The sequence below is a fragment of the Streptomyces fulvorobeus genome (assembly GCF_013167895.1).
GTDB classification, from domain to species: domain Bacteria; phylum Actinomycetota; class Actinomycetes; order Streptomycetales; family Streptomycetaceae; genus Streptomyces; species Streptomyces fulvorobeus.
The window spans coordinates 2,144,320-2,170,448 of record NZ_BLWC01000001.1; the positions used below are offsets into that span (position 1 = coordinate 2,144,320).

General features: G+C 71.5%; 19 protein-coding genes and 1 pseudogene. 7 read left to right on the plus strand and 13 right to left on the minus strand.

Going from position 1 to position 26,129, the window contains the following annotated elements; translation table 11 throughout:
• Window positions 1-2 precede the first annotated feature (2 nt).
• From iolD to iolC, 4 genes are read right to left on the minus strand one after another with little or no spacing between them, the layout of a single operon-like run.
• Entirely contained in the window at window positions 3-1,910 is a 1,908-nt protein-coding gene (gene iolD, locus Sfulv_RS09785) for a 3D-(3,5/4)-trihydroxycyclohexane-1,2-dione acylhydrolase (decyclizing) (protein ID WP_173313325.1), read from the minus strand.
• On the minus strand, window positions 1,907-2,803 hold the full coding sequence (gene iolB, locus Sfulv_RS09790) for a 5-deoxy-glucuronate isomerase (protein ID WP_173313326.1): 897 nt from the start codon (window positions 2,801-2,803) through the stop codon (window positions 1,907-1,909). The genes iolD and iolB overlap by 4 nt, the downstream gene beginning before the upstream one ends.
• A 29-nt stretch (window positions 2,804-2,832) precedes the next feature.
• Window positions 2,833-3,720, minus strand: a complete 888-nt coding sequence (locus Sfulv_RS09795) for a Cgl0159 family (beta/alpha)8-fold protein (protein WP_173313327.1) — start codon at window positions 3,718-3,720, stop codon at window positions 2,833-2,835.
• Window positions 3,717-4,763, minus strand: a complete 1,047-nt coding sequence (gene iolC / locus Sfulv_RS09800) for a 5-dehydro-2-deoxygluconokinase (protein ID WP_173313328.1) — start codon at window positions 4,761-4,763, stop codon at window positions 3,717-3,719. Before iolC ends, Sfulv_RS09795 begins: the two co-directional genes overlap by 4 nt.
• A gap of 142 nt (window positions 4,764-4,905) precedes the next feature.
• On the opposite strand from iolC, the gene Sfulv_RS09805 reads away from it, so the two are divergent.
• Both Sfulv_RS09805 and Sfulv_RS09810 read left to right on the plus strand, forming a co-directional pair.
• On the plus strand, window positions 4,906-5,850 hold the full coding sequence (locus Sfulv_RS09805; protein ID WP_173313329.1) for a sugar phosphate isomerase/epimerase family protein: 945 nt from the start codon (window positions 4,906-4,908) through the stop codon (window positions 5,848-5,850).
• 197 nt (window positions 5,851-6,047) lie between these two features.
• On the plus strand, window positions 6,048-6,245 hold the full coding sequence (locus tag Sfulv_RS09810) for a helix-turn-helix transcriptional regulator (RefSeq protein WP_173313330.1): 198 nt from the start codon (window positions 6,048-6,050) through the stop codon (window positions 6,243-6,245).
• A 74-nt stretch (window positions 6,246-6,319) separates the two neighbouring features.
• Here the strand turns inward: Sfulv_RS09810 and Sfulv_RS09815 are convergent, their stop codons facing one another.
• A complete protein-coding gene (locus Sfulv_RS09815; RefSeq protein WP_173313331.1) occupies window positions 6,320-7,378 on the minus strand; it encodes a zinc-dependent alcohol dehydrogenase family protein in 1,059 nt (352 codons plus the stop codon).
• A 363-nt stretch (window positions 7,379-7,741) separates the two neighbouring features.
• On the opposite strand from Sfulv_RS09815, the gene Sfulv_RS09820 reads away from it, so the two are divergent.
• Together Sfulv_RS09820 and Sfulv_RS30235 are read left to right on the plus strand one after the other, a co-directional pair.
• Window positions 7,742-8,047, plus strand: coding sequence for a heavy-metal-associated domain-containing protein (locus tag Sfulv_RS09820; protein WP_173313332.1), 306 nt, complete (start codon window positions 7,742-7,744; stop codon window positions 8,045-8,047).
• A 5-nt stretch (window positions 8,048-8,052) separates the two neighbouring features.
• Window positions 8,053-8,313: pseudogene (locus Sfulv_RS30235) on the plus strand (heavy metal translocating P-type ATPase); the annotation flags it as partial.
• Between the two features lie 500 nt (window positions 8,314-8,813).
• Here Sfulv_RS30235 and Sfulv_RS09825 read toward each other — a convergent pair.
• The 5 genes from Sfulv_RS09825 to Sfulv_RS09845 all read right to left on the minus strand — a co-directional run bounded on the left by Sfulv_RS09825 (window position 8,814) and on the right by Sfulv_RS09845 (window position 15,948).
• On the minus strand, window positions 8,814-10,112 hold the full coding sequence (locus tag Sfulv_RS09825; RefSeq protein ID WP_173313333.1) for a citrate synthase: 1,299 nt from the start codon (window positions 10,110-10,112) through the stop codon (window positions 8,814-8,816).
• 197 nt (window positions 10,113-10,309) lie between these two features.
• The gene (gene recD2, locus Sfulv_RS09830; protein ID WP_173313334.1) at window positions 10,310-12,541 is read right to left on the minus strand and encodes an SF1B family DNA helicase RecD2; all 2,232 of its coding nucleotides are present in this window, start codon (window positions 12,539-12,541) and stop codon (window positions 10,310-10,312) included.
• Between the two features lie 289 nt (window positions 12,542-12,830).
• Window positions 12,831-13,661 carry a sugar phosphate isomerase/epimerase family protein gene (locus Sfulv_RS09835; protein ID WP_173313335.1) on the minus strand — a complete coding sequence of 277 codons (831 nt, stop codon included), beginning with the start codon at window positions 13,659-13,661 and terminating at the stop codon, window positions 12,831-12,833.
• Window positions 13,658-14,800 carry a dihydrodipicolinate synthase family protein gene (locus Sfulv_RS09840; RefSeq protein WP_173313336.1) on the minus strand — a complete coding sequence of 381 codons (1,143 nt, stop codon included), beginning with the start codon at window positions 14,798-14,800 and terminating at the stop codon, window positions 13,658-13,660. Before Sfulv_RS09840 ends, Sfulv_RS09835 begins: the two co-directional genes overlap by 4 nt.
• Window positions 14,797-15,948 (minus strand): Gfo/Idh/MocA family protein, encoded by a 1,152-nt coding sequence (locus tag Sfulv_RS09845; protein WP_173313337.1) that lies wholly within the window; start codon window positions 15,946-15,948, stop codon window positions 14,797-14,799. Before Sfulv_RS09845 ends, Sfulv_RS09840 begins: the two co-directional genes overlap by 4 nt.
• A 111-nt stretch (window positions 15,949-16,059) precedes the next feature.
• Here Sfulv_RS09845 and Sfulv_RS09850 point away from each other — a divergent pair, with 111 nt between their 5' ends.
• The 3 genes from Sfulv_RS09850 to Sfulv_RS09860 all read left to right on the plus strand — a co-directional run bounded on the left by Sfulv_RS09850 (window position 16,060) and on the right by Sfulv_RS09860 (window position 20,121).
• Window positions 16,060-17,154 carry a LacI family DNA-binding transcriptional regulator gene (locus tag Sfulv_RS09850; RefSeq protein WP_173313338.1) on the plus strand — a complete coding sequence of 365 codons (1,095 nt, stop codon included), beginning with the start codon at window positions 16,060-16,062 and terminating at the stop codon, window positions 17,152-17,154.
• A 79-nt stretch (window positions 17,155-17,233) separates the two neighbouring features.
• A complete protein-coding gene (locus tag Sfulv_RS09855) occupies window positions 17,234-18,025 on the plus strand; it encodes a sugar phosphate isomerase/epimerase family protein (protein WP_173313339.1) in 792 nt (263 codons plus the stop codon).
• Between the two features lie 266 nt (window positions 18,026-18,291).
• On the plus strand, window positions 18,292-20,121 hold the full coding sequence (locus Sfulv_RS09860; RefSeq protein ID WP_173313340.1) for a glycoside hydrolase family 3 protein: 1,830 nt from the start codon (window positions 18,292-18,294) through the stop codon (window positions 20,119-20,121).
• A gap of 94 nt (window positions 20,122-20,215) precedes the next feature.
• On the opposite strand, the gene Sfulv_RS09865 is transcribed toward Sfulv_RS09860, so the two are convergent.
• The 3 genes from Sfulv_RS09865 to Sfulv_RS09875 all read right to left on the minus strand — a co-directional run bounded on the left by Sfulv_RS09865 (window position 20,216) and on the right by Sfulv_RS09875 (window position 26,035).
• Window positions 20,216-21,694, minus strand: a complete 1,479-nt coding sequence (locus tag Sfulv_RS09865) for a S28 family serine protease (RefSeq protein ID WP_173313341.1) — start codon at window positions 21,692-21,694, stop codon at window positions 20,216-20,218.
• A 94-nt stretch (window positions 21,695-21,788) separates the two neighbouring features.
• Entirely contained in the window at window positions 21,789-22,241 is a 453-nt protein-coding gene (locus Sfulv_RS09870; protein ID WP_173313342.1) for a hypothetical protein, read from the minus strand.
• Window positions 22,242-22,318: 77 nt separating this feature from the next.
• Window positions 22,319-26,035: an ABC transporter ATP-binding protein gene (locus Sfulv_RS09875; protein ID WP_173313343.1), complete on the minus strand. Its 3,717-nt coding sequence runs from the start codon at window positions 26,033-26,035 to the stop codon at window positions 22,319-22,321.
• Window positions 26,036-26,129 lie beyond the last annotated feature (94 nt).

Consider the following 26,129-nt stretch of genomic DNA (forward strand, 5'->3'; position numbering starts at 1 on the left):
CTTCAGAGGTGGCGGCGTCGGGCTGCGACGTGGCGTTCGTACTCTTCCCTGGCCTTGACCGCCGACGGGCGGGTAGCGGTCTCGGCTACCGGAACATCCCACCACGCCTGTGCCGGAGGGGGGCCCGACACTGTGTCTGCCGTTTCGGTCTCGACGTAGACACAAGTGGGACGGTCCGCGCCGCGGGCGTCCGAGAGGGCTTCTCGCAGGTCAGTCACGGTCCGGGGGCGCAGTACCCGCATGCCGAGGGAGGCCGCGTTGGCAGCGAGGTCGACGGGCAGCGGGGGGCCGGTGAAGCCGCCGTCCGCCGTCCGGTGGCGGTAGGCCGTACCGAAGCGCTCGCCGCCGGTGGACTCGGAGAGGCCGCCGATCGAGGCGTAGCCGTGGTTCTGGAGGATGACGACCTTGACGGGCAGTCCCTCCTGGACCGCGGTGACGATCTCGGTGGGATTCATCAGGTACGTACCGTCGCCGACCAGTGCCCATACCGGGCGGCCCGGGGCCGCGAGCTGGACTCCGATCGCGGCCGGGATCTCGTATCCCATGCACGAGTAGCCGTACTCGACGTGGTACTGGTCCGCCGAGCGCGTCCGCCACAGTTTGTGGAGGTCGCCGGGGAGCGAACCGGCGGCGTTGATCAGGATGTCCTCCTCGGTGACCAGGGTGTCGAGTACGCCGAGGACCTGGGCCTGCGTGGGGCGCGCCGAGGGATCTGCCGGGGCGTAGGCGGCGGTGACCCGTGCCTCCCACCGGGCCTTGGCGGCGCCGTACCCGGCCTCGTACGCCGCGTCGACCCGGTACGGGGCGGAGTCCAGGGTGGCGCGCAGGGCGTCCAGTGCCTCGCGGGCGTCGGCGAGCACGGTCAGCGCGGAGAGCTTGTGCGCGTCGAAGGAGTTGACGTTGACGTTGACGAAGCGGGCCGATGGCGCGAAGAGCGTCGAGGAGGCGGTGGTGAAGTCGCTGTAGCGCGTGCCCACGCCGATCACCAGGTCGGCGGCGCGGGCGAGATCGTCGGCGGTGGCCGTACCGGTGTGCCCGATGCCCCCGACGTCGCAGGGGTGGTCATGGGGCAGGGCCCCCTTGCCCGCCTGGGTGGAGGCGACGGGGATGCCGGTCGCCTCCGCGTAGGCGCGCAGCGCCGCCTGGGCCCCGCTGTGGCGGACGCCGCCGCCCGCCACGATGAGCGGGCGGCTGCTCTCGCCGATCGCCTCGGCTGCCGCGGCCAGTTCGCGGTCCTCGGGACGCGGTCTGCGGACGTGCCAGACCCGCTCCCGGAAGAACTCCTCCGGCCAGTCGAACGCCTCCGCCTGCACGTCCTGCGGCAGCGCCAGGGTGACCGCGCCGGTGGCCGCCGGGTCCGCGAGGACGCGCATCGCGGCGAGCGCGGCGGGGATCAGCGCTTCGGGACGGGCGACCCGGTCGAAGTATCTGGACACCGGCCGCAGGCAGTCGTTGACCGAGACGTCGCCCGCGTACCCCGCTTCGAGCTGCTGGAGCACGGGATCGGCGGGCCGGGTCGCGAAGGTGTCCCCGGGGAGGAGGAGGACGGGCAGGTGGTTGACCGTGGCGAGGGCGGCGCCGGTGACGAGGTTGGTGGCGCCGGGGCCGATGGAGGTGGTGACCGCGTGCGCGGAGAGCCGGCCGGACTGGCGGGCGTATCCCACGGCCGCGTGCACCATGGCCTGTTCGCTGCGGCCCTGGAGGAAGGGCATGCCGGCCCGTCCGGTCTCGATGAGAGCCTGGCCGATCCCGGCGACGTTCCCGTGGCCGAAGATGCCCCAGGTGGCGGCGATCAGGCGGTGGCGGTGGCCGTCGCGTTCGGTGTACTGGCGGGCGAGGAAGGCGACGAGGGCCTGGGCCGTGGTCAGCCTGCGGGTCCCCGCTCCCTCACCGTCGTGTGCGGGTGTCATCGGGCGGCCTCCGGGCCGTAGAGGGGGAGCCTGGGGTCGACGGGCCGCTGTGGCCAGGTCTCGCGGACCCAGCTGTGGTCGGGGTGGTCGCGGATCAGCCACTCGCGCTGCTCCCCCGGCCCCGCCATCACGTTCAGGTAGTAGAGGGTGCTGCCGGGCGGGGCGATGGACGGGCCGTGCCAGCCGTCGGGGATGAGGACGGTGTCGCCGGTACGGACCTCGGCGAGGACGTCCGTGCCGCCGGGCCGCGACGGCGACACCCGGTGGTAGGCGAGGCCGTCCTCCTCCACCTCGAAGTAGTAGATCTCCTCCAGCACGGACTCGGTTCCGGGCACGTGCTCGTCGTGCTTGTGCGGCGGGTAGGAGGACCAGTTGCCCCCGGGGGTGAGGACCTCGACCGCGATGAGGCGGTCGCAGTCGAAGGTGTCGGCGGCGGCGAAGTTGTTGACCTGGCGGGAGCAGTTCCCGGTGCCGCGCAGCTCGACGGGTACCTCCGGCGCGGGGCCGTAGCGAGCGGGGAGCCGTCGCTCGCACCTCGCTCCTGCCAGGGCGAAGCGGCCTCCCGCGCCGGAGGCGATCTGTGCGTGGGCGTCACGCGGTAGATACGCGAAATCGCTCACCCCGCTGAACACACTGTCCCTGCCCAGCAGTTCAAAGATCTCACCTGCCGTGTGCACCGTACAGCCACCGGTCAACGGCAGAATGATCCATTCGCTCTCCCCGGTTGCCAGGGTGTGAACACCGCCCGGCTCCAGTTCGAGCACACGCAGACTCGACCGGTCCCATCCGGCCCGCTCCGGGCCGATGTCGAGGGCGTAGGCACCGGTTCCCGCGCTGCCGGCCGGGAGGTGGTGGCGGTTTCGTCCCTGGTCCTCGTGCGTCGTCGTCTCCATGGTTCCACCCATGCCCTTCCCCCGCCCTCCTAGAGCAGTGCCACGGCCGTGTCGACCGCTGCGGCCACGTCGTCGTCGGCCGGATAGAGCAGCGAGCGGCCCACCACCAGCCCTTGGACGGACGGCAGCCGCAGCGCGCCGCGCCACTTCTCGTACGTCCCGTCGAGATCGCCGCCCACCTCTCCGCCGAGCAGTACGGCGGGCAGGGTGGAGGTCTCCATCACCCGGGCCATGTCGTCGGGGTCCTCCGTGACGGGGACCTTGAGCCAGGTGTACGCGGAGGTACCGGCCAGGCCGGAGGCGATGGCGATGGACAGGGTCACGGCCTCCGCGCCCAGGTCGTTGCGGAGCCGCCCGCCGACGCGGCGGCAGAGGAACGGCTCGACGAAGACGGGCAGCCGGTGGGCCGCCATGTCGTCGATGGCGCGGGCCGTGGTGTGCAGGGTGTCGAGGGAGCCCGGGTCGTCGTAGTCGAGGCGGAGCAGCAGCTTGCCCGCGTCGAAGCCGAGCCGGGCCAGATCGGTGGGGCGGTGGCCGGTGAACCGGTCGTCCAGCTCGAAGGACGCTCCGGCGAGTCCGCCCCGGTTCATGGAGCCGATGACGACCTTGCCCTCCAGGGCTCCGAGGAGCAGCAGGTCGTCGAGGATGTCGGCGGTGGCGAGCACCCCGTCGACGCCGGGCCGGGAGAGGGCGAGGCAGAGCCGGTCGAGGAGCTCGAAGCGGTTGGCCATGGCCAGCGCGTGTTCACCGACGCCGAGCGAGCCGCGGCCCGGATGGTCCGCCGCGATGATCATCAGCCGCCCGCCGGGAGGGAGAAGGGGCCGCCGCCTCCGCCGGGCCGCGGCCTCGGCCACGGCTTCGGGGTGGTGCACCCGCAGCCGGACGAGCTCGGACGCGGAGGAGGCCGCGGGCGTCATGGGGTCGCTCCGGCCGGGATGACGGCGCCGTCCGCGAGGGCCCGTTCCACCTCGGCGGGGTACGGCATCGCGGACGAACAGGCCAGGCGGGAGGCGACGAGGGCGCCGGCCGCGTTCGCGTACCGCATGACGCGCTCGGTGGTCCATCCGGCGAGCAGTCCGTGGCAGAGCGCCCCGCCGAACGCGTCGCCCGCGCCCAGTCCGTTGACGACGTCGACGGGCAGGGGCGGTACGTCGGCCGTGGTGCCGTCGCGGTGCATGGCCAGGACCCCCCTGGGCCCCTGTTTGACGACGGCCAACTCGACCCCGGCGGCGAGCAGGGCGCGGGCCGCCGCGCGGGGCTCGCGTTCCCCGGTGGCGATCTCGCACTCGTCGAGGTTGCCTACGGCCACGGTGGCGTGGGCGAGCGCTTCCCGGTACCGAGCGGGGGCCACGGCGCTGTGGTCGCCGCCCTCCCAGAACATGGGCCGCCAGTCCAGGTCGAACACGGTGATCCGGGGCGCCCCGCCCCCGCCCCCGGCCCTCCCGTCCCCGGCCGCCGCGCTCCGGGCGGTGAGTGCGGCGAGGGTGGCGGTGCGGCTCGGTTCGGCGCACAGCCCGGTGCCCGTCATCCAGAACACCCGGGCCGAACGGATCGCTTCCAGGTCCAGTTCCGCGCCGTGGATCTCCAGATCGGGTGCCTTGGGCTGCCGGTAGAAGTAGAGGGGGAAGTCGTCCGGCGGGAAGATCTCGCAGAAGGTGACCGGGGTCGGGTACTGCTCGACGGCCGTCACCCACCGGTCGTCCACCCCGAACTCCCGCAGCTGCTCCCGCAGGTAGTCGCCGAAGGCGTCCCGGCCGGTCCGGGTGATCACGGCCGCGCGCCGTCCGAGGCGGGCCGCGGCCACCGCGACGTTGGTCGGCGAACCTCCGAGGAACTTCCCGAAGGTCTCGACGCGAGCGAGCGGCACACCGGTCTGCAGAGGGTAGATGTCCACCCCGATCCGCCCCATCGTGATCACGTCGTACGGCTCGTCGTACGGCTCGTCGTACGGCTCAGGCATACGCATCCCTTCGCGCCGCGGTTCGACCGCGGCCGGACGGCTGGTCCCAGGTCTAGCCCTCCCCCGGAACCCTGTCAACATTTTGTCCGGACATTCGGACCAACTCTTGACACCCCTCCGCGAGGCCCGGAGGGTGGGCGATATGACCTCCTCCGTACCCCCTCCGGCCCGCATCCGTATCGGCTCGGCACCCGATTCCTGGGGGGTGTGGTTCCCCGACGACCCGCGGCAAGTGCCCTGGCAGCGCTTCCTCGACGAGGTTTCCGAGGCCGGTTACGAGTGGATCGAGCTCGGCCCGTACGGCTATCTCCCCGTCGATCCGGCGCGCCTGACGGAGGAGACGCGGCGCCGCGGACTCCAGGTCTCGGCGGGCACCGTCTTCACCGGACTGCACCACGGCCCCGCCGTCTGGGACCGGACCTGGGCCCATGTCGCGGACATCGCGGCACTCACCCGGGCCATGGGCGCGGACCACCTGGTCGTCATCCCCTCGTTCTGGCGCGACGACAAGACGGGTGAGGTGCTGGAGGACCGCACGCTCACGGCGGCGCAGTGGCGCGACCTGACCACGCAGACCGAGCGGCTCGGCCGCGAGGTCCAGGACCGTTACGGGCTGCGCATCGTCGTCCACCCGCACGCGGACACGCACATCGACACGGAGGAGAACGTCAGCCGCTTCCTGGACGCCACCGATCCCGCCCTGGTCTCCCTCTGCCTGGACACCGGCCACTACGCCTACTGCGGCGGGGACAGCGTCAAGCTCATCGAGACCTACGGTGAGCGCATCGGATATCTGCACCTCAAGCAGGTCGATCCCGCGGTCCTGGCCGAGGTCGTCGCGGGCGGGGTGCCGTTCGGGCCGGCCGTCGCCCGGGGAGTGATGTGCGAACCGCCGAGCGGAGTTCCGGCACTCGAGCCGGTCCTGGTGGCCGCCCGCGCCCTGGAGGTCGACATGTTCGCCATCGTCGAGCAGGACATGTACCCCTGCGCTCCCGACAAGCCGCTGCCGATCGCCCGCCGCACCCGCGAGTTCCTCCGCTCCTGCGGCCCGTCCGGGAGCGCGCGCAGCCCCCGCACTCCCCATTGACCTCGTTCTGTCACGGCTGTCACCCTTTTGTCACACGTGTCTCCGTTACGCGGGTCTTCCGTCACAGGCGTCCGACATCCCTCCCCGCTCGTCACTCTGCGTCGTTGATCAGGCACAGGCTAAGTGATCGTCAGCGTCCCTACCGCACATCCCCCGGCGGCCATCCGCCGCCGTTGCGGTACAGAGAGGTGTCACCTATGACGGACAGAAGTCTCTGGTCCTACAAGGACATTGCCGCGCACATCCAGGTGCAGCCCGACACGATCCGTTCCTATCGCAAGCACGGTCTTCTCCCGCCGCCCGACCAGGTGGAGAACGGCAAGCCCTACTGGTACGCGGACACGGTCCGCGCCTGGGTCGCCTCCCGTCCCGGAAACCGCGGCCGACGCGGCTGACGGGGACTTTGCCCACCCGCCTCGCCTCCCGGGCCCCGTACGGCGACCGGTTCCCTCCGGTCCCGTGCGGGGCCTCAGTCGCGCCGCTCCCCGTACGGTTCGATGATCGTCACACCCGCCCCGGGCGCCGCACCCATCGCGGCGAGCGCGGCCGGTGCCGCGGCCAGCGGGATCGTGGCGGTCACCAGCAGATCGGGGCGCAGGGTCCCCGCCCGCACCATGTCCATCATCGGCCGGTAGTCGTGGGCGGCCATGCCGTGGCTGCCGAGGATCTCCAGCTCCAGAGCGATCACCCGGGCCATGGGGACGACCGGGTCTCCGGTCGCGGACGGCAGCAGACCCACCTGTACGTGGCGGCCGTGCCGGCGCAGGCTCCGCACCGAGGCGGCGCAGGTGACCGGTGAACCGAGCGCGTCGATCGACAGATGGGCGCCGCCGCCCGTGAGTTCACGGACCGCCCCGTCGGCGCCCTCCGGATGCGCGGAGGCGTCCACGCACTCCACGGCGCCGAAGCCCCGGGCCAGCTCCAGGGCGCGGGCCGAGACGTCGACGGCCACGACCCGCGCGCCGCAGGCCACCGCGATCATCACGGCCGAGAGGCCGACCCCGCCGCAGCCGTGCACGGCGACCCACTCACCCGGTGCCACCCGGCCCTGGCCGGCAACGGCCCGGAACGCCGTGGCGAATCGGCAGCCCAGTGCCGCCGCCGTGGCGGACGACAGCTCCTGGGGCAGGGCCACCAGATTCACGTCCGCCTGCTCCAGGGCCACGTACTCGGCGAAGGAGCCCCAGTGGGTGAAGCCGGGCTGGGTCTGCCGCTCGCAGACCTGCTGGGCACCGGCGGCGCACGCCTCGCACCGGCCGCAGGCGCAGACGAAGGGCACGGTCACCCGGTCGCCGGGCCGCCAGTTGACGACTCCGGCGCCCACCGCCTCGACCACTCCCGCCAGTTCGTGCCCGGGTACATGAGGGAGGGTGATGTCCGGATCATGGCCCATCCAGCCGTGCCAGTCGCTCCGGCACAGGCCGGTCGCCTCGACCCGGACCACCACTCCCTGCGCGGAGGGGACCGGATCGGGCACCTCCCGGAGCCGGGCCTCCTGCCCGAACTCTTCGAACACCACTGCCCGCACCGTTCCGCCCCTCGCCTCGCCCGCCGCTTGAAGGCGCCGAATCTACGCGCCGCCGCCGGTCCTGTCCCGCCTCCCGCCGGGGGCGGCACACCAGGGACGAGAGGCGTCGGTTCCGCATGCCCGATAAGGGCGGGAGCGTAGGATTTGAGCACCCCTGGAGCGGGTCACGGGCATCACCCGCGCACCGGACCACCCTCGCCGCCACGGCCGTTCCCGCCTCGCCGGTTCGGACGGAGGGAGCCGCACTCCGGAGACTCGCCTTCATACCCCCTAGGGGTATAGTGTGACGCTTGTGAGGGCGCACCGGCCCGCCCGGACCCCCGCACACGAAGCCCACCCGCGTTCGCCCAAGAGGAGAAGGCCATGACCGCCGAGACCGAGACCCCCCAGGCCACCACCGGCTCCTGCTGCTCACCCAGCGGTTCCTGCCACGACGGCGCCGCCGACCAGCCGGGCGCCGTCACCACGGTGTACCAGGTCAAGGGCATGACCTGCGGTCACTGCGAAGGCGCCGTCTCCGAGGAGCTCTCCGGCATCTCCGGTGTGACCTCCGTGAAGGCGGTCGCCTCGACGGGACTGGTCACCGTGGACTCCCAGGCACCTCTGGACGAGGACGCGGTCCGCGCCGCCGTCGACGAGGCGGGTTACGAGCTCGTCGGCCGCGCCTGAGAACCACTGGTACGGACACCGCCATCGACGCGAGCGATCCGACACTCGTTCGTGGAGATCTCAAGGTCGCCGCCGACACCATCCGGTCCTCCCGGAGGACGCTCGCCCCCATCAGGAGCAACCTCTTCCGGGCGTTCCGCTACCACGCGGCCGCCCTGCCCCTCGCCGCGTTCGGCCTGCTCAACCCCATGATCGCGGGAGCGACCCCGGCTTTTCCGGCTGTTTTCGTGGTGACGAACAGCCTCCGGTTGTGCTCCTTCACGTAACTTCCACAAAGAGATCTAGATCACACTGCATTTGGGGTAACCATCTGACGGGTTCGGGAGTCTTAGAGTGCGATGTCAAGGACGTCTTGGGGGACGTCCGATGGAGTGTCTAGGGGGACGCTCCTGGCTCGCGTTGGCCGGGGCACGTGCGCCGGGGAGCTTGAGCGGCCCTCCCGTACGTACCCCGGCGGAACGCCGGGCCGCATCGAACTGCACACGTACGACCAGCGCGACACCGGAGCTTCGGCTCCGCACAGACGCCCGGCCGGATCCCGTGGGGGAATCCGCTCCGGGACAAAGGGGAGCGCCCTGTACGTCGACCCGTGGGGGGATCGGCGGCGGGGCGCTTCTCGCTTTTTCCCGCGCCCCTGAACGCCGAATCGCCCCGGACACCGCGCTCTGTGCGAAAGCGCGGTACGCGGGGCGAAGACAGACGGCCCGAGGGAGGGCCGGATGCGGCAGAGCCAGTCGTACCCGGAAGCTCTGCGGAGGGTCGGGGGTCAGCGACCCTCGACCGGGACGAAGTCGCGCAGGACCTCGCCGGTGTAGATCTGGCGCGGGCGGCCGATGCGCGATCCCGGCTCCTTGATCATCTCGTGCCACTGGGCGATCCAGCCCGGCAGCCGTCCGATCGCGAAGAGCACGGTGAACATCTCGCTCGGGAAGCCCATGGCCCGGTAGATCAGGCCGGTGTAGAAGTCCACGTTCGGGTAGAGGTTGCGCGAGACGAAGTACTCGTCGGAGAGCGCGTGCTCCTCCAGCTTGAGCGCGATGTCCAGCAGCTCGTCGGACTTGCCGAGCGAGGACAGCACGTCGTGGGCCGCAGCCTTGATGATCTTGGCGCGCGGGTCGAAGGACTTGTACACCCGGTGGCCGAAGCCCATCAGGCGGACGCCGTCCTCCTTGTTCTTCACCTTGCTGATGAAGGAGTCGACATCGCCGCCGTTGGCCTGGATGCCTTCCAGCATCTCCAGCACCGACTGGTTGGCGCCGCCGTGCAGGGGGCCCCACAGCGCCGAGATGCCGGCGGAGATGGAGGCGAACATGTTCGCCTGCGAGGAGCCGACCAGACGCACGGTGGAGGTCGAGCAGTTCTGCTCGTGGTCCGCGTGCAGGATGAGCAGCTTCTCCAGCGCCGAGACGACGACCGGGTCCGGCACGTACTCCTGGGCCGGGACGGAGAACGTCATCCGCAGGAAGTTCTCGACGTAGCCGAGGTCGTTGCGCGGGTAGACGAACGGATGACCGATCGACTTCTTGTACGCGTATGCCGCGATCGTCGGGAGCTTGGCCATCAGCCGGATCGTCGAGAGGTGGCGCTGCTCCTCGTCGAAGGGGTTGTGGCTGTCCTGGTAGAACGTGGACAGCGCGCTGACGACCGAGGACAGCATGGCCATCGGGTGCGCGTCGCGCGGGAAGCCGTCGAAGAACCGCTTGACGTCCTCGTGCAGCAGCGTGTGCTGGGTGATCTCGTTCTTGAAGTCCGACAGCTCGTCGGCCTTGGGAAGCTCACCGTTGATCAGCGTGTAGGCGACCTCAAGGAAGGTCGACTCCTCCGCCAGCTGCTCGATCGGGTAGCCGCGGTAGCGCAGGATGCCCTGCTCACCGTCGAGATAGGTGATGGCCGATTTGTACGCGGCGGTGTTGCCGTATCCGCTGTCCAGCGTCACCAGGCCGGTATTGGCCCGGAGCTTCCCGATGTCGAAGCCCTTGTCGCCGACGGTGCTGTCGATCACCGGGTAGGTGTACTCGTCATCGCCGTACCGCAGTACCACAGCGTTGTTGGTGTGCTCGCTCACGTCATCCCTCACCGACGTAGTGCCTCTTCTTCGAGGTGCCCTGACTGTCTTCCACCCTCCCCCATTTGGCTCAGGAGAGTGCACTCGGGGTCGTCCATTGGACCTAATGGCGGCACTGAGTGCCGCCAACTTACTCATCCTGCCCCTCGAATCCGGTTCCGGAAGCCCTCCGTGATGTTTCCCACCGATTTGATCGATCATTTATGTGCGAAGTCTTCGACCGGCCCGCCGCGCAGCCGGAAATCCAGTCCTGTGCAGCGCCTCCCGGCGGAAACCGTGCGGACCGCCTGCCCGATGGCCTTGCGCGACCCGACCAGGACGACCAGCTTCTTCGCCCTGGTCACGGCCGTGTACAGCAGGTTCCGCTGGAGCATCATCCACGCGCTGGTGGTGACCGGGATGACCACCGCCGGGTACTCGCTGCCCTGGGAGCGGTGGATCGTCATGGCGTAGGCGTGGGCCAGCTCGTCGAGCTCGTCGAAATCGTACGGAATCTCCTCGTCCTCGTCCGTGAGGACCGTCAGCTTCTGTTCGTCCGCGTCGAGGTAGGTGACGACGCCGACCGTGCCGTTGAAGACGCCGTTCTCGCCCTTCTCGTAGTTGTTGCGGATCTGCGTGACCTTGTCGCCGACCCGGAAGACCCGGCCGCCGGACCGCTTCTCCGGCAGGTCGGGGCGGCCCGGGGTGATGGCCTGCTGAAGCAGCCCGTTGAGGTGTCCCGCGCCCGCCGGGCCCCGGTGCATCGGAGCGAGAACCTGCACGTCACGGCGGGGGTTCAGACCGAACTTGGCCGGGATGCGCCGGGCCGCGACATCGACGGCGAGCACACCGGCGTCCTCGGTCTCGTCCTCCACGAAGAGGAAGAAGTCGGACAGCCCCTGGGTCAGCGGCGGCAGTCCGGAATTGATCCGGTGGGCGTTGGTGACCACGCCGGACTGCTGGGCCTGGCGGAAGATCGTGGTCAGCCGGACGGCGGGTACCGGGCTGCCCTCGGACAGCAGATCACGCAGTACCTCCCCCGCGCCGACGGAGGGGAGCTGGTCGACGTCGCCCACCAGCAGGAGGTGGGCACCAGGTGCCACCGCCTTCACCAGCTTGTTGGCGAGCAGCAGATCCAGCATCGACGCCTCGTCGACGACGACCAGGTCGGCGTCGAGCGGACGGTCCCTGTCGTACGCCGCGTCCCCGCCCGGCTTCAGTTCCAGCAGCCGGTGCACGGTGGACGCCTCGGCGCCGGTCAGCTCCGCGAGCCGTTTCGCCGCGCGCCCGGTGGGGGCGGCGAGCACCACCTTCGCGTTCCTGGCCCGGGCCAGCTCGACCACGGACCGGACGGTGAACGACTTGCCGCAGCCGGGTCCGCCGGTGAGGACGGACACCTTGCGGCTCAGCGCGAGCCGGACCGCGGCCTCCTGCTCGGGCGCCAGCGTGGCCCCGGTCCGCCGCGCCAGCCACGCCAGCGCCTTGCCCCAGTCCACGTCCTGGAAGGACGGCAGCCGGTCCTCCGGCGTCCGCAGCAGCCGCCCCACCTGGGCCGCGAGGGCGACCTCGGCACGGTGGAAGGGCACCAGGTAGACGGCGGTGACCGGTTGTCCGTCCTCCGGCCCCGGCACCTTCTCCCGTACGACGCCCTCCGGATCGCCGGCGAGTTCGGCGAGGCAGTCGATGACGAGTCCCGTGTCGACCTGGAGCAGCTTCACGGCGTCGGCGATGAGCCGCTCCTCGGGGAGGAAGCAGTGCCCCTGGTCGGTGGAGTTCGAGAGGGCGTACTGGAGGCCGGCCTTGACCCGTTCCGGGCTGTCGTGGGGTATGCCGACGGCCTGGGCGATCTTGTCGGCGGTGAGGAAGCCGATGCCCCAGACGTCGGCCGCCAGCCGGTAGGGCTGGTTCCGCACGACGGAGATCGAGGCGTCCTCGTACTTCTTGTAGATGCGGACGGCGATGGAGGTGGAGACGCCGACGGTCTGGAGGAAGACCATGACCTCCTTGATCGCCTTCTGCTCCTCCCAGGCGGCGGCGATCATCTTCGTCCGCTTCGGGCCGAGGCCGGGCACCTCGACGAGCCGCTTCGGCTCCTGCTCGATGATGTCGAGGGTGTCGACGCCGAAGTGCGTGGTGATCCGGTCGGCCATGACGGGGCCGATGCCCTTGATCAGGCCGGAGCCGAGGTAGCGGCGGATGCCCTGGATGGTGGCGGGGAGGATCGTCGTGTAGTTCTCGACGGTGAACTGCTTGCCGAACTGCGGGTGTGAGCCCCAGCGGCCCTCCATCCGCAGCGACTCGCCGGGCTGCGCCCCGAGCAGCGAACCGACCACCGTGAGGAGGTCGCCCGCACCGCGCCCGGTGTCGACGCGGGCGACGGTGTACCCGTTCTCCTCGTTGGCGTAGGTGATCCGCTCGAGTACGCCTTCGAGGACGGCCATGTTGGACATGCGCCGACGCTACCGTGCGCCGCTGACAGTGGCTCAGCAGTGCCTCAGCACCCCACAGAGCGTGCATGGAAACGCTCCGGGACTCCCTCCACGGGAACGGAGGTCCGCGCCGGAGAAGCAGAATGGGGCCCGGCCTCGCGGCCGGGCCCCCCTCGCTTTCCCCTCCCGTCGGGCCTTCCCGTCCCCCCGGACCCCTCCCCAGAAGCCCCGACGCCGAGTACGACCCGGCAGGGTACGTAAAGGTTGCATCCCTTGACGATCTCTTTACCTTTGGTCGTTCCCGGGGCTCTCAGCAGGCGTGTTCGAGGTACCGGGCGGCCACTTCGGCGAGGACCTCGGAGCCGTCGCGGGCCCACAGGGACTCGTTGAAGATCTCCACCTCGATCGGGCCGGTGAAGCCCGTGTCCTCCACCTGCTGCCGCAGTGCGCGGAAGTCGACGCTTCCCTCGCCCAGTTGGCCACGGCCCAGCAGGACCCCTGCCGGAAGGGGAGTGATCCAGTCCGCGAGCTGGAAGGAGTGGATGCGTCCGCCCGCGCCCGCACGGGCGATCTGGGCGGGCGCCTGGTCGTCCCACCACACGTGGTAGGTGTCGACGACCACGCCGACCTGCTCGGCGGGGAAGCGCTCCGCGATGTCGAGGGCCTGGGACAGCGTGGAGACGACGCAGCGGTCCGACGCGAACATCGGGTGCAGCGGTTCGATGGCCAGGCGTACGCCGCGCTCGGCCGCGTACGGGGCCAGTTCCGCGAGTGCGTCGGCGACCCGCTCTCGGGCGCCGTACAGGTCGCGGCTGCCGGCCGGGAGGCCGCCGGAGACCAGGACCAGGGTGTCGGTGGACAGGCCGGCCGCCTCGTCCAGCGCCGCCCGGTTGTCGTCCAGGGCACGGGCCCGCCCGGCCGGGTCGGGGGCGGTGAGGAAGCCGCCCCGGCAGAGACTGGTGACACCGATGCCCGCGTCACCCAGGAGGCGGGCGGTGCGCTCGACCCCGTACTCCTGGACGGGGCCCCGCCACAGGCCGGCCTTGTCGATGCCCGCCTTGGCGCAGCCCTCCGCCAGCTCGGGCAGGGACCACTGCTTGATGGTCTCCTGGTTGATGCTCAGCCGGGTCAGGTCACTCATCGGGAACCTCCGTGGACCGTCAGCAGCGCGCGCATCCGTGACTCGGCCAGCTCAGGGTCGGGGAACAGCCCCAGCCGGTCCGCGAGTTCGTACGCCTTCGCCAGGTGCGGGAGCGAGCGGGCGGACTGGAGGCCGCCGACCATCGTGAAGTGCTCCTGGTGCCCGGCCAGCCAGGCCAGGAGGACCACGCCCGTCTTGTAGAAGCGGGTGGGCGCCTGGAACAGGTGCCGGGACAGCTCGACCGTGGGGTCGAGGAGTGCGCGGAAGCCCTCGCTGTCGCCGGTGTCCAGGACCCGTACCGCGTGCGCGGCCAGCGGGCCCAGGGGGTCGAAGATGCCGAGCAGCGCGTGGCTGAAGCCCCGCTCGTCGCCCGCGATCAGCTCCGGGTAGTTGAAGTCGTCGCCGGTGTAGCAGCGCACCCCGCCGGGAAGGCGGCGCCGCACGTCGATCTCGCGCTCGGCGTCCAGGAGCGAGATCTTGATGCCGTCCACCTTGTCGGGGTGTTCCGCGATGACCTTCAGGAAGGTGTCGGTGGCGGCGTCGAGGTCGGCGCTCCCCCAGTAGCCCTCCAGGGCGGGATCGAACATCGGGCCGAGCCAGTGCAGGACGACCGGTTCCGTGGCCTGGCGCAGGAGATGGGCGTACGTCTCCAGGTACTCCTCCGGCCCCTTCGCCGTCGCGGCGAGGGCGCGGGAAGCCATCAGGATCGCCTGGGCGCCGCTCTGCTCGACGAGGGCGAGCTGCTCCTCGTACGCCGCGCGGACCTCGGAGAGGCTCACGGGGCCGGTGAGCTGGTCGGTTCCCACGCCGCAGGCGATCCGGCCGCCGACCGCCCTCGCCTCGGCCGCCGAGCGGCGGATCAGCTCGGCCGCGCCCGCCCAGTCGAGGCCCATGCCGCGCTGCGCGGTGTCCATGGCCTCGGCGACGCCCAGGCCGTGCGACCAGAGGTGGCGGCGGAAGGCGAGGGTGGCGTCCCAGTCGACGGCCGCCGGTGCGTCCGGGCTGATGTCGGCGTACGGATCGGCGACGACGTGGGCGGCGGAGAAGACCGTACGCGAGGTGAGCGGCGCCTTGCCCGGCGCGAGGTCCAGGGGGGTGGCCCGGGGTTCGTAGGGGCCCTGCGGGAGGCGGATCGTCACAGTGTCAGCTCCGGCACGTCGAAGCGCCGGCCCTCGGCGGAGGACTTCAGGCCGAGCTCGGCGAGCTGGACGCCGCGCGCACCGGCCATCAGGTCCCAGGTGTAGGGCTCGTCGAGCGCGACGTGGCGCAGGAACAGCTCCCACTGGGCCTTGAAGCCGTTGTCGAAGACGGTGTTGTCCGGCACCTCCTGCCACTGGTCGCGGAACGGCTCGGTGACGGGGAGGTCCGGGTTCCAGACCGGCTTGGGGGTGGCCGAGCGGTGCTGGACCCGGCAGTTGCGCAGCCCGGCGACGGCGGAGCCGTGGGTGCCGTCCACCTGGAACTCGACGAGCTCGTCGCGGTTGACGCGCACGGTCCAGGAGGAGTTGATCTGGGCGACCGCACCGCCGGCCAGCTGGAAGATGCCGTAGGCGGCGTCGTCGGCGGTGGCGGCGTACGGCTTGCCCTGCTCGTCCCAGCGCTGCGGGATGTGCGTCTGCACCTGCGCCTGGACGGTGGTGACCTTGCCGAACAGCTCGTGCAGCACGTACTCCCAGTGCGGGAACATGTCGACGACGATGCCCCCGCCGTCCTCGGCGCGGTAGTTCCACGACGGGCGCTGGGCGTCCTGCCAGTCGCCCTCGAAGACCCAGTAGCCGAACTCCCCCCGCACGGACAGGATCTCGCCGAAGAAGCCGCCGTCGATGAGGCGCTTCAGCTTCACCAGCCCCGGCAGGAAGATCTTGTCCTGGACGACGCCGTGCTTGATGCCCGCGTCGCGCGCCAGCCGGGCCAGGTCCAGGGCGCCCGCGAGGTCGGTGGCGGTGGGCTTCTCCGTGTAGACGTGCTTGCCGGCCGCGATGGCCTTCTTGATCGCCTCGACCCGTGCCGAGGTGACCTGCGCGTCGAAGTAGATGTCGATGGTGTCGTCGGCGAGCACCGCGTCCAGGTCGGCCGACCACTCGGTGAGGCCGTGCCGCGCGGCCATATCCTCCAGGGCGTGGGTTCTGCGGCCGACGAGCACCGGTTCGGGCCAGAGCACCTCGCCGCCGCCGAGGCCGAGGCCGCCCTGCTCGCGGATCGCGAGGATCGAGCGCACCAGGTGCTGCCGGTATCCCATGCGACCTGTGACGCCGTTCATGGCGATGCGCACTGTCCTGCGTGTCACGAAGTTCCCTCCATACAGCCGTAGCAAGCGCTTTCTACAGGGCATGACGCTAGCCTGCCGACAGCGGCCCGGACAAGAGGGGACGCCCCGATTACTCCCCGGAGGAAAGCGATGACAGTCACCCTGGCGGACGTGGCGGCTCGCGCCCGGGTGTCCCCGGCCACCGTCTCCCGTGTGCTGAACGGCAACTACCCGGTGGCCGCCTCGACGCGTGACCGGGTCCTGCGCGCGGTGGACGACCTGGACTACGTGCTCAACGGGCCTGCCAGCTCGCTCGCCGCGGCCACGTCGGACCTGGTGGGCATCCTGGTCAACGACATCGCCGACCCGTTCTTCGGGATCATGGCGGGAGCCGCCCAGTCCGAGATCGGCGGCCCGGGTGACGGCTCCGGCCGGGCGGGCGGCGAGAAGCTGGCCGTCGTCTGCAACACGGGCGGCTCCCCCGCCCGCGAGCTCACCTATCTCACCCTGCTCCAGCGCCAGCGAGCGGCGGCCGTGGTCCTGACCGGCGGAGCGCTGGAGGACCCGGTCCACCAGGCCGCGATCTCCGCGAAGCTGGCCAGGCTCGCCGACGCGGGCACCCGGATCGTCTTCTGCGGGCGCCCCCCGCTCCCGGGCGGCGGCGCGGTCGCCGCCTCCCTCGCCTTCGACAACCGGGGCGGCGGCCGGCGTCTGACCGAACACCTCGTCTCGCTCGGCCACCGGCGGATCGGCTACGTCGCGGGGCCCCGCGAGCGCACGACCACCCGCCACCGGCTGGAAGGCCACCGCGAGGCGATGCGGGCGGCGGGACTGTACGGGGAGGGGAACGGCTCCACGGCCCACCCCGACCTGGAACGCCTCACCGTCCACGGCCCCTACGACCGCCGCTCGGGGTACGAGGCCACACTGGAACTCCTGCGCCGCGATCCGGGCGTGACGGCGATCGTCGCCGCCAACGACACCGTGGCGCTGGGCGCGGGCGCCGCCGTCCGCGGCCAGGGGCTGCGCATCCCGCAGGACGTGTCGGTGGCCGGCTTCGACGACCTGCCGTTCTCGGTGGACGCCGTCCCCGCGCTGACGACCGTACGGCTGCCGCTGTTCGAGGCGGGGGCGCGGGCGGGCCGGCTCGCGATGGGCAAGGAGACCCCGCCACCCGGCGGCATCGCGACGATCGCGGCGGAGCTGATGGTGCGGGACTCGACGGCCCCGCCCCGGACGGGCTGAGGCGGCCGGGCGGGTGCGTGAAGGTTTCCACCTCCGGGCCCCGGATACCCGTATACGGACCGACGGAAGGAACACGCACGTGAAGCTCGCTTTCTCGACCCTCGGAGTTCCGGGGACCCCGATCCCCGAGGTCGTCCGGCTCGCCGCCGACCACGGTTACCAGGGGGTGGAGCTGCGCACCCACCCGGAGGAGGAGCCGGTCCATCCGGGGCTGTCACCAGCCGAGCGGAGCCAGGTGGCCGAGGAGTTCGCGCGGGGCGGGGTGGAGATCCTGGGCCTCGCCGGGTACGTGCGCGTGGCGGCCGACGGCGAGGACGAGACCGTGATCGCGGAACTCGCCCAGCTGGTCGAACTGGCCAGGGACCTGGGCGCGCGCCACGTCCGGGTGTTCCCCGGGGGCGGGGACCAGGACCTCGCGGAGGCCGACGCGGCAGCCGCCCGCAGGCTCGGCGCCGCCGCTCCGCACGCCGCCGACCACGACGTCCGCATCCTGCTGGAGACCCACGACTCGCACCGGGCCGGCGTGGACACCGCCCGGGTGGTGGGGACCGTGGGACACAAGCACATCGGCGCGCTGTGGGACGTCATGCACACCTGGCTGGCGGGCGAGGAGCCGGCCGCCAGCCACGCCGTGCTGGCCCCCCACCTGGGGTACGTACAGGTGAAGGACGTGGCGTCGGCCGACCGGACCGAGCCGCTGCCGCTGGGCGCGGGCGTGCTGCCGCTGGCCGCCTGCCTGGACACCCTGGACCCGGACAGCTGGGTCTGCTGGGAGTACGAGAAGCGCTGGTACCCCCAGGCGGCGGAGCTGCCGGCGCTGCTGGCGGCGGGGCGTGAGCACCTGCTGCGGCTGGGCGCGCCGAAGCAGTAGGCCGGACCCGCGCCGCGGGTGCCCGCGCGGGGGCGGGCGGCGCGGCCGGGGACATGCCGAGCACCGGTACGAGCAGGGCCGTGGTGGAGGCCCCGGCCGTGAAGCGCGCGGGGGCGCGGCCGCCCCGGAGGCCGTCGTTTCGTCCGCAATCTCCGGGCGGATACGAAATATGCCGCACGCTTCTCCAGCGACACCCTTGACCGGTAGTTACTTTCCATATATCCGTACAGTCTTGGAAGTTTCTTTCAGTACCGGAAGGAGCTCACGTGCACCACCGCACCTCCCGACGCGCTCTCCTCACCGCCGCTGCGGTCACCGCCGCAGCGGCCGCGACAGGCGCCGTCGCCCCCGGCGCCGCCGCCGGGGAGTCCGTCAGCGCCACCACGCACGACCGTCTCCGGCGGCTCGTCTCCGGCATGAGCCTGGAGGAGAAAGTCGGCCAGCTCTTCGTGATGCGGGTGTACGGGCACTCCGCCACCGAACCCGACCAGGCCGACATCGACGCCAACCTCACCGAGATCGGGGTGCGTACGGCCGCCGAGCTGATCTCCACGTACCACGTCGGCGGGATCATCTACTTCACCTGGGCGCACAACACCCGCGACCCGCACCAGATCGCCGAACTATCCAACGGCATCCAGCGGGCCGGGCTCGCCGGGCGCACGCCCGTGCCGCTGCTGATCTCCACCGACCAGGAGCACGGCATCGTCTGCCGGGTCGGTGAACCCGCCACCCTGCTTCCCGGCGCGATGGCACTGGGCGCGGGCGGTTCCCTCTCCGACGCCCGGCTCGCGGGCCGGATCGCGGGCGCCGAGCTGGCCGCCCTCGGAATCCGGCAGAACTACGCGCCGGACGCCGACGTCAACGTCAACCCGGCCAACCCGGTGATCGGCGTACGCTCCTTCGGCTCCGACCCCCGGTCGGTGGCCGGTCTCGTCGCCGCGCAGGTGAAGGGGTACCAGAGCGCCGGGGTCGCCGCCACCGCCAAGCACTTCCCCGGGCACGGCGACACCAACACCGACAGCCACACCGGCATCCCCTACATCCACCACACCCGGGAGCAGTGGGCCGAGCTGGACGCCCCGCCGTTCCGGGCGGCGATCGCCGCGGGCATCGACTCGATCATGACCGCGCACATCGTGGTGCCCGCCCTCGACGCCTCGGAGGACCCGGCGACGCTCTCGCACCCGATCCTCACCGGGGTGCTGCGCGAGGAGCTGGGTTACGACGGGGTCGTGGTCACCGACGCGCTGAACATGGAGGGGGTGCGCACGAAGTACGGCGACGACCGGGTGCCCGTGCTCGCGCTCAAGGCGGGCTGCGACCAGCTGCTGAACCCGCCGGACCTCGCCGTCGCCTGGAACGGCGTCCTGGCGGCCGTCAGGAGCGGCGAGATCAGCGAGGCCCGGATCGAGGAGTCGGTCCTGCGCATCCTGCGGCTGAAGGCGAAGCTCGGGCTGTTCCGCGATCCGTTCGTCAGCCGCCGGGGCGTGGACACGGTCGTCGGCACCCGCTCGCACCTGGCCGCCGCCGACCGGATCGCCGAGCACACCACCACCCTGCTCGCCAACTCCGGTGGCCTGCTCCCCCTTTCGCGCCTCTCCCACCGGAACATCCTGGTGGTCGGCGCCGACCCGGCCTCGCCGTCCGGCACCACGGGCCCGCCCACGGGCACGCTCGCCGCGGCCTTCGGCGAGCTCGGGTACACGGCGACCGCCCTGTCCACCGGCACGGCCCCCACCCAGGCCAGGATCGCCGAGGCGGTGGCCGCCGCGCATGGCAAGGACGCGGTGGTCGTGGGGACGTACAACGTCTCGATGACCAGCTCGCAGCGCACGCTGGTCAGGTCGCTCGCCGCGACCGGAGTCCCGGTGATCGCCGTGGCCATCCGCAATCCGTACGACATCGCCCGGCTGGAGGGGACGGGGTACGCGGCGAGCCTCGCCACGTACTCCTGGACGGACGTCGAACTGCGGGCGGCCGTACGGGTCATCGCGGGCGCCGCCCGCCCCGAGGGCAGGCTGCCGGTGCCCGTCCAGCGCGCCGACGACCCCTCGCGGGTGCTCCACCCGGTCGGCTACGGGCTCTCGTACTGAGCGGGGGCACACGGGCCGGAACCACCGAGGGGCCGCTCCCGCCGGGTTCGCTGTACGGAACCCGGCGGGAGCGGCCCGCTCCGGTGTCAGGGCGTCACGGACGCAGTGTGCCCTGGCCCCGCTCGGTCTTCATGTCCCGCTTGTCCAGACGCGCGTCGTACGGGGCGAGCGGCTTCGCCTTCGACGGGTCGGCCTGGACGGCCGCCGGGGCGACTCCGGCCCAGCGCAGGATGGCCGCGACGGCCTCGGCCTTCTCGTCGGCGAGGAGAGCGGACACCTTGGCCCCGTGGTTGGCGCCCGGCGCGGTGTAGACGTAGCTGTCCCGGGCGCCCGCGCCGAGACGGAAGGGCTCCGCACCCCACGGGTCGTTCTCGCCGTAGACGTACATCATCCGGTCGGCGTTGTGCCGGACCCAGCTGTCCACGTCCCGCATCGCCGACGGCTGGAACGTCATCGGGATGTCGCGCGGCACGAAGTTGCGCGGCGGCTGGTAGCCGTAGCGGCTCAGGTCGCCGAGCCACGGCTGCTTGATGTCCGGGGCTCCGAGCTGGGTGCCCGCCTGGTAGTAGTACGGGGTGTAGTTCGAGAGGCCCTGGTCGGCGTAGGCGGCGAAGCCGGAGATGCTGTCGACGGAGTCCCAGATCTCCTCGTCGCTCGCGGCGGCGGCATCGGCGGGGACGGCCTCGCAGTCGGCGACCAGGCTGTACTGCCAGAACGCCCAGACGTAGTCCATGACCACGGCCTCGTACGCCTTGTCGAGTGTGCCTACGGTGTTGAAGGTGTAGCCGTTCTCGGCGGCGAACGCCTCGAACTTCTTCTCCAGCGGCTCGCGGCGCACCAGCGCCTCGCGCTGCACCCCGGCCAGCCGGTCGCGGCAGTCCTTGGTGCCGACGTTGGCGAAGAACCGGTCGTAGGCCGAGTCCTCCTTGTTCACCACGTCGTTGGGCGCGACGTAGGCGACGACGCCGTCCATGTCCTTCGGGTAGAAGCGCTCGAAGTAGGTGGCGGTCATGCCGCCCTTCGAACCGCCCGTGGTCAGCCACTTCTTGGAGTAGATGCCCTTCAGCGCCTTGAAGACCCGGTGCTGGTCGCTGGCGGCCTGCCAGATGTCCAGCTTGGACCAGTCGGCGGGCGCCGGGCGGGACGGGGTGAAGAAACGGTACTCCAGAGACACCTGGTTGCCGTCGACGATCTGCGTCGGCTCGCTGCGGCTGGGATTGGTGGAGACGTTGTAGCCGCTGGTGAAGAAGACGGTCGGACGGCTCGTGTCCTTGTGCAGCAGTGTGAGGCGCTGCTGGAACGTGCCCTGGGACGGGCGCCGGTGGTCCACCGGCTGGGTGTAGTTGAGGACGAAGTAACGGTACCCGGGATACGGCTTCTCCTGGATCAGGCTCATTCCCGGGATGGCCAGGAGACGGTCCCTGATGTCCTCGCTGCTCGCCTCGCTGCTGATCGTGCTGCTCCGCGTCGCGGCCGGTTCCGCGGCGGTGGCCGCACCGGCCGAGGCTCCGGTCGCGCCGGCAGTGCCTATGAGCACCGCGAGCGACAGAACCCCTGTGAGCGCCTTGCGCATGCACCCTCCCCTTGATTCACGACATTCGCCGTGAACCTAGCGGGGGTGACACGTGCCACGCCAGACCCGGTGGACCCGGTCTTTCCCCAGGGCGTCAGCAGAGGACCCATCCGGTGGAGCCCGAACTGCCCGCGACCGCGCCCGTCGCGCGGACGCAGCGGTTGAGCGCGTAGACCGTGACCGGGCCCGCCCTCGTCGTGAAACGGCCCTTGTCGACCACCGGCCGGCCGCCGCGCGCCTGGAGAGAGACGCTCATGGCCCGGCGCGCGCCGGGCCGGCCGGCGACCGTCACCGCGCAGACGTAGGCGCGGCTCTTGTAGACGCGCAGCTCTCCCTTGGCGAAGGACACCGTCTTGGCCGGCCGGCCCGAGCAGGCGCCGGCGGCCTGGGCGGGGGTGCCCAGGGTGAGGGCGAGGGAGGCGAGCAGCGGCAGGACGAGCAGATACGCGAGGGTGTGCTTCCCGGCGTATCCCGGCGGTCTCGATGACCTCAGTGGTCTCACCCTTCCCATCGGCACATGGGCCGTGCCCGAGGCGTGCGCGTACATGCGTACGACGCGAGCGGTCGCCCGAAGGTTGCGTGGAGGGGGACCCGGTTGTCACACCGCCGTGCGCGGACGACGCGTCACACCACCGCCGGTTCGTCCTCGCCGATGAACGTGCGCCACAGCCGGGCGTACGCCCCGTCCCTCGCCAGCAGCTCGCTGTGCGTGCCGTCCTCGACGACCCGGCCGTGGTCCATCACCACGACCCGGTCCGCGCGGGCCGCCGTGGTCAGCCGGTGTGCCACGACCAGGGTGGTGCGGCGGCCGGTGAGCCGGTCGGTGGCCTGGTTGACCAGGCCCTCGGTGGCGAGGTCCAGGGCGGCCGTGGCCTCGTCGAGCAGCAGGATGTCCGGATCGACCAGCTCGGCGCGGGCGAGCGCGATCAGCTGGCGCTGGCCGGCCGAGAGGTTGCGGCCCCGCTCGGAGACCTCGTGCAGATAGCCGCCGTCGAGCGTGGCGATCATCTCGTGCGCGCCGACCGCCCGCGCCGCCGCCTCCACCTGCGCGTCGGTGGCGTCCGGCAGACCGTAGGCGATGGCGTCGCGGACCGTGCCGGCGAAGAGGTACGCCTCCTGCGGCACGACCCCGAGCCGGTGCCGGTACGCGGTCATGTCGAGCCTGCGCAGATCGGTGCCGTCCACCGTGACCCGGCCCGCCGTCGGGTCGTAGAACCGGGCGACGAGCTTGACGAGCGTGGACTTGCCCGCGCCCGTCTCACCGACGAAGGCGACCGTCTGACCCGCCGGGACGCGCAGGTCGATGCCGGTGAGCGCCTCCTCCTCACCGTTGTACGCGAAGGACACTCCCTCGAAGGCGATGTCGCCGCGCAGCGAGGGCACCTCCAGCGGCTCGTCGGGGTCGGCCGTGGAGGTCCGCTCCTGGAGGAGTTCCTGGATGCGGCCGAGGGAGACCGTGGCCTGCTGGTAGCCGTCGAAGACCTGGGAGAGCTGCTGCACGGGGGCGAAGAACAGCTCGATGTAGAGGAGGTAGGCGACCAGCGCCCCGGTCGTCAGCGTCCCGTTGTCGACGCGGCCGGCGCCGACGATCAGTACGGCGGCGGCTGCCACGGAGGACAGCAGCTGGACGAAGGGGAAGTAGACCGAGATGAGCCACTGGCCGCGCACCCGCGCCTCGCGGTAGTGGGCGCTGCTCGCGGCGTACCGCTCGGCGCCGTCGTGCTCGCGGCGGAACGCCTGCACGATGCGCAGTCCGGAGACGGACTCCTGGAGGTCGGCGTTGACGCCGCTGATCCGCTCACGGGCCAGCTCGTAGGCAGCGACGCTCTTGCGGCGGAAGAAGAACGTCCCGACGACCAGCACGGGCAGGGTGGCGAAGACGACCAGCGCCAGTTCGGCGTCGAGGACGAGCAGGGCGGCCATGATGCCGAAGAAGGTGACGACGGAGACGAAGGCCGTGACCAGGCCGGTCTGCAGGAAGGTGGACAGCGCGTCCACGTCCGTCGTCATCCGGGTCATGATCCGGCCGGTGAGCTCGCGCTCGTAGTAGTCGAGGCCGAGCCGCTGGAGCTGCGCGAATATCTTCAGGCGGAGCGAGTACAGGACGCGCTCACCGGTGCGGCCCGTCATCCGGGTCTCGCCGATCTGGGCGAGCCACTGCACGAGCACGACGAACAGGCCGATCCCGGAGGCGGCCCAGACCGCGCCGAGCGCCAGCTGGGTGACCCCCTCGTCGATGCCGTGCCTGATGAGGACGGGCAGGAGCAGGCCCATGCCGGCGTCGACCGCGACGAGTCCGAGGCTCACCAGCAGCGGCAGCCCGAAGCCGCGCAGCAGCCGGCGCAGGCCGTAGGACTCCTCGGGCCGTACGGCGCTCGCCTCGTCGATGTCCGGGGTGTCGGTGGCCGGCGGCAGCGCGTCGACCTGGGCCAGCAGTTCGGGGGTGGCGGACATGCCGTCCGCCACCGGGCCGCGCGGCTCCTCCTTGCGTATCCACAGCTCGGGGGTGATGCCGTGCTCGGCGTCGAACTCGGCCTCCAGCTCCTCCTTGAGCATCCGGTCGTCCTCGCGCACATCCGCCCTGACCGGCCGGTGGCCCGGCGAGGTGGCGCCCAGCTCGTCGGGGTCGGTGAGGAGGCGGCGGTAGAGCGCGGAGCGCTTCTCCAGCTCCGCGTGCGTACCGATGTCGGCGAGGCGGCCCCGGTCGAGGACGGCGATCCGGTCGGCGAGGGCGAGCGTGGAGCGGCGGTGGGCGATCAGGAGGGTGGTGCGGCCCGCCATCACCTGCTTGAGGGCTTCGTGGATCTCGTGCTCGACACGGGCGTCGACGGCGGAGGTGGCGTCGTCCAGGAGCAGCAGGCGGGGGTCGGTGAGGATGGCGCGCGCGAGCGCGACGCGCTGGCGCTGGCCGCCGGAGAGGGTGAGCCCGTGCTCGCCGACCTTGGTGTCGTAGCCGTGGGGCAGGTCCGTGATGAAGCCGTGGGCCTGCGCGGAGCGGGCGGCCTCCTCGATCTGCTCCTGGGTGGCTCCGGGGAGTCCGTACGCGATGTTGGCGCCGACCGTGTCGGAGAACAGGAAGCTGTCCTCGGGGACGAGCCCGATGGCCGCCCGCAGGGATTCCTGGGTGAGTTCGCGGACGTCGTGGCCGCCGACCAGGACGGCGCCGTGCGTCACGTCGTAGAAGCGGGGCAGCAGGAGCGAGACGGTGGACTTGCCGCTGCCGGACGCGCCGACGACGGCGACGGTCTCGCCGGGCTCGATGGTGAGCGAGAACCCGTCGAGGACGGGGCGCTCCTCGTCGTAACCGAAGCGGACGTCGTCGAACTCGACCCGGGCCGGGGCGTCGGCGGGGAGTTCCTTCGTGCCGTCCTTCATGTACGGCTCGGTGTCGATGAGCTCCAGGACGCGCTCCACACCGGCCCTGGCCTGCTGGCCGACGGTGAGGACCATGGCGAGCATCCGGACCGGGCCGACGAGCTGGGCGAGGTAGGTGGAGAAGGCGACGAACGTGCCCAGGGTTATCTCCCCCCGGGTGGCGAGCCAGCCGCCGAGCGCCAGCATCGCCACCTGCCCGAGCGCGGGCACGGCCTGGAGGGCGGGGGTGTAGCGGGAGTTCAGCTTGATGGTGCGCAGCCGGCCGGCGAAGAGCCTGCGGCCGACCTCGCGCAGCTTGCCGGTCTCCTGGTCCTCCTGGCCGAACCCCTTGACGACCCGGACTCCGGAGACGGCCCCGTCGACGACTCCCGCGACGGCTGCGGCCTGGCTCTGGGCGTACCAGGTGGCGGGGAAGAGGCGGGTGCGGGAGCGGCGGGCGATGAACCAGAGGGCGGGGGCGACGGCCAGGGCGACGAGGGTCAGGAGCGGCGAGAGCCACGCCATGATCACCAGGGAGATGACGAAGAGCAGGACGTTGCCGATCGTCATCGGGAGCATGAAGAGAAGCCCCTGGATCAGCTGGAGGTCGCTGGTGGCGCGCCCCACGACCTGTCCGGTGGACAGCTCGTCCTGCCGCTTCCCGTCGAGCCGGGTGATCGTCGTGTACATCTCGGTGCGCAGGTCGTGCTGGACGTCGAGGGCGAGCTTGCCGCCGTAGTAGCGCCTGATGTACGTGGCGACGTAGACGAGCACGGCCGCGCCCATGAGGAGCCCGGTCCAGACGGCGAGGGACCGGTTGTGGCTGACGACCACGTCGTCGATGATCACCTTGGTGATCAGCGGGACGAGGGCCATGACGGCCATACCGGCGAGCGAGGAGCCCAGCGCCAGCACCACGTTGCGCCGGTAACGCCACGCGTATCCGGCCAGCCGCCGGCCCCACCCCTGTTGCGCTTCGCCCTCCACCGATGCCTCCCTCTCGACCCGCTGTCCACCTGATCTGCCGGAGACGCCAACGCGCCGAGCAGCGGATTTCATTCCTCCGCGGCCCGGACGGGCC

Coding starts and splice junctions, on each gene's coding strand:
- Sfulv_RS09850 (WP_173313338.1), top strand. CDS start 16,060: ATGACAGTCACCCTGGCGGACGTGGCGGCTCGCGCCCGGGTGTCCCCG.
- Sfulv_RS09810 (WP_173313330.1), top strand. CDS start 6,048: ATGACGGACAGAAGTCTCTGGTCCTACAAGGACATTGCCGCGCACATC.
- Sfulv_RS09820 (WP_173313332.1), top strand. CDS start 7,742: ATGACCGCCGAGACCGAGACCCCCCAGGCCACCACCGGCTCCTGCTGC.
- iolC (WP_173313328.1), bottom strand. CDS start 4,763: ATGCCTGAGCCGTACGACGAGCCGTACGACGAGCCGTACGACGTGATC.
- Sfulv_RS09865 (WP_173313341.1), bottom strand. CDS start 21,694: ATGCGCAAGGCGCTCACAGGGGTTCTGTCGCTCGCGGTGCTCATAGGC.
- Sfulv_RS09835 (WP_173313335.1), bottom strand. CDS start 13,661: ATGAGTGACCTGACCCGGCTGAGCATCAACCAGGAGACCATCAAGCAG.
- Sfulv_RS09805 (WP_173313329.1), top strand. CDS start 4,906: ATGACCTCCTCCGTACCCCCTCCGGCCCGCATCCGTATCGGCTCGGCA.
- recD2 (WP_173313334.1), bottom strand. CDS start 12,541: ATGTCCAACATGGCCGTCCTCGAAGGCGTACTCGAGCGGATCACCTAC.
- Sfulv_RS09870 (WP_173313342.1), bottom strand. CDS start 22,241: ATGTACGCGCACGCCTCGGGCACGGCCCATGTGCCGATGGGAAGGGTG.
- Sfulv_RS09795 (WP_173313327.1), bottom strand. CDS start 3,720: ATGACGCCCGCGGCCTCCTCCGCGTCCGAGCTCGTCCGGCTGCGGGTG.
- iolD (WP_173313325.1), bottom strand. CDS start 1,910: ATGACACCCGCACACGACGGTGAGGGAGCGGGGACCCGCAGGCTGACC.
- iolB (WP_173313326.1), bottom strand. CDS start 2,803: ATGGAGACGACGACGCACGAGGACCAGGGACGAAACCGCCACCACCTC.